Genomic DNA, 6,643 nt, shown 5'->3' on the forward strand with positions numbered 1-6,643 from the left:
AATTTCATAAAAATAACACCCCAAATGTTAGATTTTTCTGTCTAACTTTTGGGGTGCGGTTCATTTTTCTGGTGAGGTTTTTTTATATTAAATTTTATTCTTCTATTATTTGATGCTTTACAAGCTTTCTTAAGTTCTGCTTGGAAACACTTCTATTTGAATAACTTTCAAAATGCGCTTAAAATCAATATTTTATCGAGTTTTTAAAAGATAAAATCTCATCCAATTTCAATCAACTTCATGAAAACAAGGTGAACTTTCATTAAACATAAGCTAAAATAGAAGCGGAATATCAAAAGTTTACCTCATCTAGTTTTCACAGAGCTTAAGTAAGGCTTTCATTACACGTCAATTGACGTCAAATTATTGATTTTAAGTGACTTTTGAATTTTTGAAATTCAATAAATAGCACTACAAATCAATAAAAACTCTACCTTTTTTAGATAAATATATCATTTGGATATTGAAGTTGAGCCCTGCTATCATTTCAATGGCAGGGCTTTTTCTATTTATCAGATACTACAAACAATCTCACCGTCTTCTTTGATAAAATCTTTATCCAATGATTTAGGTAAAATTTCTAATACTCTCTCTGATGGTCTGCATAATAGAGTTCCTTTTTCCGTTACAACAATTGGACGATTTATCAAAATTGGTTCTATCATCATCGCATCTATAATAGCTTGTTCCGATTTAGCTTCTTGTAAATGAAGCTTCTCATATTCTGGGACATTGGTACGTAGTAATTCTTTAGCACTAATAACTGTTTTAATTCTTTTTCTTTTGGTGGTGTTTGCAGATATTCGATAATTTGTGGTTCAATTCCTACTGCTCGAATCATAGCTAGGACATTCCTAGACGTTCCACAATTTGGATTGTGATAAATGGTTACTTGATTCATATATTCACCTTTTTTAGTTATGTTATAGTGGGAGATTGGTTAATTTTCATAAAAATCTCCCCTATTATTTAATACCATTAAATTAGTCAACATATGGTACTTCCCTAATGATTTTCTTCACATCTTCAACTGTCAATACTTTTCCAGAAGATACAACATCTTCATTAAGAACTAATGCAGGTGTAGACATCACACCATAACTAGAAATCTTTACAAAATCTCTTTCGTGTTCAACCGTGATCTCTAAACCCTCCTCTTGGCAAGCCTGACGAACATTGTCTTCCAAAGTCTGGCATTTTTTACAGCCAGATCCTAAAACCTTAAACATCATTTGATTATCTGAAACTTGTGACATAAGTATTTCCTCCTAAAAAATAAACTGTTGTACTATATTAAATAAATAACCAACTAAAATGATACCGATAGAACAGATAGCGATAAAGATCACTAAAAGTTGCGGTTTAATTGCTCTCTTTAACATAATAAGAGACGGTAAACTAAGTGTTGTAACGGCCATCATAAATGCTAAAACTGTCCCAAGCTGAGCTCCTTTATTTAATAGGGCTTCTGCTACTGGGATTGTTCCAAAAATATCTGAATACATTGGAATTCCGATAAGAGTCGCCAAAATAACACCAAACGGATTATGATTACCCAAGATCGTCGTCACCCATTCCTCTGGAATCCAATTATGAATAACTGCACCAATGCCGACACCCACTAAAATATAGGGAAATACTTTTTTGAGAGTATCAATAACCTGTTCTTTTGCAAAATCTATTCTTTCCTTATAGGATAGTGTTTTAGCTTCTAAGAGAGGCATTTGAGCATTTTTCACAAAATCTTCGATGTATTTTTCCATACCTAACCATTCAATCAAACTACCTCCAATAACTGCAATAACCAAGCCAAGAATAACATAGATAATAGCAACCTTACTTCCAAAAATGCTCATCAAGAGGATTAAACTTCCTAAATCAACCATAGGAGAGGAAATTAAGAAAGAAAAGGTGACACCAACTGGAAGACCTGCACTTGTAAATCCCATAAATAAAGGGATTGAAGAACAAGAGCAAAATGGGGTTACCGTCCCTAATAATGCTGCAATAATGTTGGCAGAAATCCCATCGAAACGACTTAAAATTTTTCGGTTACGTTCTGGCGGAAAATAACTTTGAATATAAGAAACCGTAAAAATCAATAGACAGAGTAAAATCGTAATTTTGATAACATCATAAATAAAAAATTGTAAGCTACCGCCTAGCCTCGATCCCACATCAAACCCTAGTGATGATAAGGCTCTACCCACTAATTCATTTAACCATTTCATTCCTAGAATTTCTTCCTGAATAAATGACCACATATTATCTCCTTTCATTATATCAAATATTTTTGATATGTAGTCTAAAATGAAAAGTCATAATTAAGATGACTTTCTATAACAGCTACATTTTCGTTCAACCACCGTTTGTGTATCTGTAAGTACTGCAAACCGCTCTAACACACTATTCCTTCCTGATTCACTTAGGCTATAATGTTTCCATTTTCCCTCTTGCCGACTAGCAACAATACCAGACTGACAAAGGATTTTCATGTGATACGATAGAGCAGATTGGGCAATTTCCAATTCATCTACAAGAACGCAGGCACATGTCTCTCCTCTTTTTAAATAGTCCAATATCAACAATCGCTTTTCATCAGCTAGAGCTTGAAAAATTTGAGCATCTTTTTTAAAACTTTTGATAACAACCACCTCATATCAAAAATATTTGATTTGTCTTCCGTTTTAGTTTACTACGTTTATGTAGAGTTGTCAAATAAAAAAATGATAAACTTTTATCACTTGGACATTAGTATGTTCATTTCTAGAATGTTAGTATTATTATAAAATAGAATTACCATTAAAGGAGATCAACAATGAATTTCCCCTATTGTAAAGTCAGTACAACAAAGTTGTTCCTCTGATTAAGTGAGTATATTTCTAGTTGTTTGAGTTAGCTCAAACAGCTTTTTTTCAGACTGATAAGCATTGATTTGTCTAAGTCTTTCGTTGATAGCTTTAATATAGGCTTCTAAATGGTTTGGATTTAGTTTTTTAGTGAGGATCCCTTTGGAATGAATTCTCTTAACAATCCATTGAAATTCTCATTTGTACCTCGTTCATAGGATGAAAACTATCAGAAAGCGACACCCAGAGTTCACATACGCTACACCACACAAATTACGACATACAAGAACCACGCTCGCTAAACAGGCTAGTGTTTCACTCGAAGCTATTTCAGAAGCTTTAACTAACAGTGATAAAGAAGTAACTAAGACTTATGTAAACACTTCAAATGTAAACAGCTGTTGGAGAAATTGCCTTTCGTAATCTTAAAAAATAATGGTGTGAATTTGGTGTGAAAAGTGGTGTGAATTTTGCTAAAAATCATAAAAAAACACCCCATGGTGTGAACCATGAAGTGTTTCGAAACGTTGATATAATCGTATTGATTAACGTTTTGAGGCAACTGACTTTTTCAGGTTGCAGCAATATTTGCACCAATTTAGTATGGAAGCATAAAAAAGAACACCCCGAAAGGTGTTCTTTGTAAATATAGTAATTCTTTCGAATAAACGTTTACTAAACTGTGATGCTTTACGAGCTTTCTTAAGACATGGTTGGAAACATTTTTATTTGAATAGATTTCAATATCCGTCTAAAATCAATATTTTCCCACGTTTTTAGAAAGAACAATTTCATCTAATTTGAATAACTTTCAGTTGAATGGTGTGAATTTTACCCTAAAAATACACAAATTGAGCTAGATTTTACCAAAAAGTTCACACCATTGATTCAATTATTTTTTGTTACGTACGTTTTTCTTAGATGATAGACCTCCTAATGTATTTCTTATAGCATTTGAGCAAACCTCCGTTAAAGGTTCTCCTATTGCCTCCTTGTAATTAAATCCTAATAGTTGCATAGTCTTTAAAGTATCCTTATTAAGTAGAGCAACCAATTGTTTCATTGAATCTTCTTTCCCATCTTCAACATTAGTAAATGAAGATAGAAGAGAAATAACCCATTCTAAAGTGTTGTGCAAATACTCAATATCTTTATCATCAATATGTACTTTTTCATATTCTTCTTTATATGCCTGAGCAATTCTGATTGCCTGTTCTCGTTCCGAAAGTAACTCATTTACAATTTCATCATAAGTATTTCGTAATTTATCGGCGTTACGTTCTTCCTTTAATGATTGAATTTTACTATTCACTAGTGTTGTTGTTCCCTTAAATGTTAGAGTTCCCAATTCAATCCCTGCTTTTACTAAAGCTTCTGTAATATATGGCTCCATGCTATACCTCTGTTATTTCTTTTTATAATAAAACTATTTTATCATAAATCTACATTAAACATAATATGTTTTTTAGTCTCTATCCCTTTAGGTAAAAATACCGATTTTATGGTATAATAAAGGTAACGTTATATAAGGAGGTGTGCCATGACTCTTGATGTAAATAAAGAAGAATTAACAATTTTAGGGATTCCCTTTGATAATTTTTCAGATTTCGATACCGTCTGGTATGCTATTGGATCATCAATGATTGAAAATTATGAACCTACTGTTCAAGATGTGATTGATTTAAAAACTTATGTTGTCAATAGACGAAAGGAATTGAATATTGGTTAAAAATCAATACGAAGGCTATAAGTACATTGACCCTAATCACCAATATACCTATCCAAATTCCACAGTCTTAATCAACAAACAAAATGTTACAAATATTGAAGAAGCCTACCGAAATGAACACTTATTCGTTACTAAAAGACTTGCAGACTTGCGCTTGAAAGCCATTGAAGTCTATTCCATGAGTAATATTTTAGCCATTCATAACTATTTGTTTCAAGACGTTTATGCCTGGTCAGGACAATATCGCAAGGTGAATATCTCTAAAAGTGGTAATCCTTTTATGTCGATACAGTCGTTTAATGCTGCAGAAACTTATATAAATCATCTCATTCATTCCTATCATCAAACTGCCAACTCAAAAGATGAAATCATTAAACATTTAGCAAAAATTCTTGATAATCTTAATTATTTCCATCCCTTTCGAGAAGGAAATGGACGAACTCAACGAGAAGTTATTCGTTCCTTAGCACTATTAAAAGGGTATTCTGCACAAATACGAGTGGAACAAGATGATGAAGTTTACAACCTTTATATGGACGGAACTGTCTATGGAGACTTAGGGAAGCTAGAAGAATTATTTGGTAAAATATTAAAAGAAATATAGATTGTAATACTTGATAATTACAGAAGTGACGTAAGCATTCAATACGAATCAATACATAAGAAAAACGCTGATTTCAAGCGTTTTTTCTTTTTTCAATTTCAATACATTTCACTATATTTCAGTCCAAACTCTACCTTTTTCTCTACCTTTTTTAGATAAATATATCATCTGGATATTGAAGTTAAGCCCTGCTATCATTTCGATGGCAGGGCTTTTTAATGTTTGGTACACTACCTTCTTATCTATATTTGATGGAGCTGAAGTTGACATCTACAAAGTTTAATGTTAAAATACATTCAAAAATATATTTGAATGAGGTGTTTTATGGTTCAAAATGTTGTTACTTCAATAATCCTGTATTCTGGGACAGCCGTGGACTTACTTATTATCCTAATGTTATTTTTTGCCAAAAGAAAAAGCAGAAAAGACATCATTAACATCTATTTAGGACAATTTCTAGGCTCTGTTAGTCTAATATTGCTAAGTTTACTTTTTGCATTTGTCTTAAATTATATTCCTAGTAAAGAGATTTTAGGTTTGCTCGGTTTGATTCCAATTTTCCTAGGACTCAAAGTTTTGCTTTTAGGAGATTCTGATGGAGAAGCTATTGCAAAAGATGGTTTGCGCAAAGATGATAAAAACCTGATTTTTCTAGTCGCTATGATTACTTTTGCAAGTTGTGGTGCTGACAATATTGGTGTTTTTGTCCCATATTATATTACCTTAAATTTAGCGAATTTGATAGTGGCTTTACTTACCTTTCTAGTCATGATTTATCTCTTGGTTTTTTCTGCCCAAAAATTGGCACAAGTCCCTTCTGTTGGAGAAACTTTGGAAAAATATAGCAGATGGTTTATTGCCGTTGTTTATTTAGGATTGGGGATGTATATCCTGATTGAAAATAACAGCTTTGACATGCTAAGGACTGTGTTCGGCTAGGAGAAAAAATTATGAAAAAAGATAGTATCTGCCAAGTGAATATTATAAATCAACAAAATGTTACAACCGCAACGAACTACCTTGAAAAGGAAAAAGTCCAAAAATCACTTCGTATTTTATCAAAGTTTACCGATAATAAACAGATAAATATCATCTTTTATCTCCTTGCTGTTGAAGAACTCTGTGTCTGTGATATAGCCTGTTTACTAAATCTCAGTATGGCATCTGCCTCCCACCATCTTCGTAAACTAGCCAATCAAAACATCTTGGATACTAGAAGAGAGGGGAAAATTATATATTATTTTATAAAAGATGAGGAAATCAGAGATTTTTTTAATCAACTAGGATAACAACTATTTTTACTACTCTACCATCCACTCTACCTTTTATTATGTAGCATTCTAAAAACATTGATGTACCAACGTTTCTAACAGCTAAAATAGAAATTATTTAATCTTTTATAGAAGTGAAGTGATTAGATATATAAAAAGCCTATGAAATCAGCTGTACTGACCCCAAAAA

At 32.2% G+C, this 6,643-nt stretch carries 8 protein-coding genes and 5 pseudogenes; 5 read left to right on the forward strand and 8 right to left on the reverse strand.

Annotated features, from left to right (window positions below):
• Positions 1-411: 411 nt before the first annotated feature.
• The 6 genes and pseudogenes from SSIN_RS10935 to SSIN_RS10275 form a co-directional block, all read right to left on the reverse strand.
• A pseudogene (locus SSIN_RS10935) lies at positions 412-504 on the reverse strand (FanG protein); the annotation flags it as partial.
• Between the two features lie 8 nt (positions 505-512).
• Positions 513-901, reverse strand: a pseudogene (gene arsC, locus SSIN_RS06280) (arsenate reductase (glutaredoxin)).
• Between the two features lie 82 nt (positions 902-983).
• Positions 984-1,256 carry a thioredoxin family protein gene (locus SSIN_RS06285; RefSeq protein WP_037617007.1) on the reverse strand — a complete coding sequence of 91 codons (273 nt, stop codon included), beginning with the start codon at positions 1,254-1,256 and terminating at the stop codon, positions 984-986.
• A gap of 12 nt (positions 1,257-1,268) precedes the next feature.
• Complete coding sequence (locus SSIN_RS06290) at positions 1,269-2,264, reverse strand: permease (RefSeq protein ID WP_037617009.1); 996 nt, start codon at positions 2,262-2,264, stop codon at positions 1,269-1,271.
• 60 nt (positions 2,265-2,324) lie between these two features.
• On the reverse strand, positions 2,325-2,654 hold the full coding sequence (locus tag SSIN_RS06295; protein WP_037617011.1) for an ArsR/SmtB family transcription factor: 330 nt from the start codon (positions 2,652-2,654) through the stop codon (positions 2,325-2,327).
• Between the two features lie 212 nt (positions 2,655-2,866).
• A pseudogene (locus tag SSIN_RS10275) lies at positions 2,867-3,075 on the reverse strand (IS30 family transposase); the annotation flags it as partial.
• On the opposite strand from SSIN_RS10275, the pseudogene SSIN_RS10940 reads away from it, so the two are divergent.
• Positions 3,054-3,285 (forward strand): annotated as a pseudogene (locus tag SSIN_RS10940) (site-specific integrase); the annotation flags it as partial. The pseudogenes SSIN_RS10275 and SSIN_RS10940 overlap by 22 nt on opposite strands.
• A gap of 456 nt (positions 3,286-3,741) precedes the next feature.
• On the opposite strand, the gene SSIN_RS06300 reads toward SSIN_RS10940, so the two are convergent.
• Positions 3,742-4,242, reverse strand: coding sequence for a hypothetical protein (locus SSIN_RS06300; RefSeq protein ID WP_037617016.1), 501 nt, complete (start codon positions 4,240-4,242; stop codon positions 3,742-3,744).
• A 147-nt stretch (positions 4,243-4,389) separates the two neighbouring features.
• Here SSIN_RS06300 and SSIN_RS06305 point away from each other — a divergent pair, with 147 nt between their 5' ends.
• Together SSIN_RS06305 and SSIN_RS06310 are read left to right on the forward strand one after the other, a co-directional pair.
• Complete coding sequence (locus tag SSIN_RS06305) at positions 4,390-4,578, forward strand: hypothetical protein (RefSeq protein WP_000171300.1); 189 nt, start codon at positions 4,390-4,392, stop codon at positions 4,576-4,578.
• On the forward strand, positions 4,571-5,182 hold the full coding sequence (locus SSIN_RS06310; RefSeq protein WP_000240415.1) for a Fic/DOC family protein: 612 nt from the start codon (positions 4,571-4,573) through the stop codon (positions 5,180-5,182). The genes SSIN_RS06305 and SSIN_RS06310 overlap by 8 nt, the downstream gene beginning before the upstream one ends.
• 111 nt (positions 5,183-5,293) lie before the next feature.
• Here SSIN_RS06310 and SSIN_RS10945 read toward each other — a convergent pair.
• A pseudogene (locus SSIN_RS10945) lies at positions 5,294-5,478 on the reverse strand (FanG protein).
• Between the two features lie 28 nt (positions 5,479-5,506).
• Here SSIN_RS10945 and SSIN_RS06315 point away from each other — a divergent pair.
• Positions 5,507-6,121: a CadD family cadmium resistance transporter gene (locus SSIN_RS06315; RefSeq protein ID WP_037617020.1), complete on the forward strand. Its 615-nt coding sequence runs from the start codon at positions 5,507-5,509 to the stop codon at positions 6,119-6,121.
• 11 nt (positions 6,122-6,132) lie between these two features.
• Complete coding sequence (gene cadX, locus SSIN_RS06320) at positions 6,133-6,471, forward strand: Cd(II)/Zn(II)-sensing metalloregulatory transcriptional regulator CadX (protein WP_000711085.1); 339 nt, start codon at positions 6,133-6,135, stop codon at positions 6,469-6,471.
• The last annotated feature ends 172 nt before the right edge of the window (positions 6,472-6,643 follow it).

The sequence above is a fragment of the Streptococcus sinensis genome (assembly GCF_000767835.1).
GTDB lineage: Bacteria > Bacillota > Bacilli > Lactobacillales > Streptococcaceae > Streptococcus > Streptococcus sinensis.

What these genes read in the sequence shown, in the direction of transcription:
- SSIN_RS06285 (WP_037617007.1), bottom strand. Translation starts at nt 1,256, where the DNA reads ATGTCACAAGTTTCAGATAATCAAATGATGTTTAAGGTTTTAGGATCT.
- SSIN_RS06290 (WP_037617009.1), bottom strand. Translation starts at nt 2,264, where the DNA reads ATGTGGTCATTTATTCAGGAAGAAATTCTAGGAATGAAATGGTTAAAT.
- SSIN_RS06300 (WP_037617016.1), bottom strand. Translation starts at nt 4,242, where the DNA reads ATGGAGCCATATATTACAGAAGCTTTAGTAAAAGCAGGGATTGAATTG.
- SSIN_RS06305 (WP_000171300.1), top strand. Translation starts at nt 4,390, where the DNA reads ATGACTCTTGATGTAAATAAAGAAGAATTAACAATTTTAGGGATTCCC.
- SSIN_RS06315 (WP_037617020.1), top strand. Translation starts at nt 5,507, where the DNA reads ATGGTTCAAAATGTTGTTACTTCAATAATCCTGTATTCTGGGACAGCC.
- cadX (WP_000711085.1), top strand. Translation starts at nt 6,133, where the DNA reads ATGAAAAAAGATAGTATCTGCCAAGTGAATATTATAAATCAACAAAAT.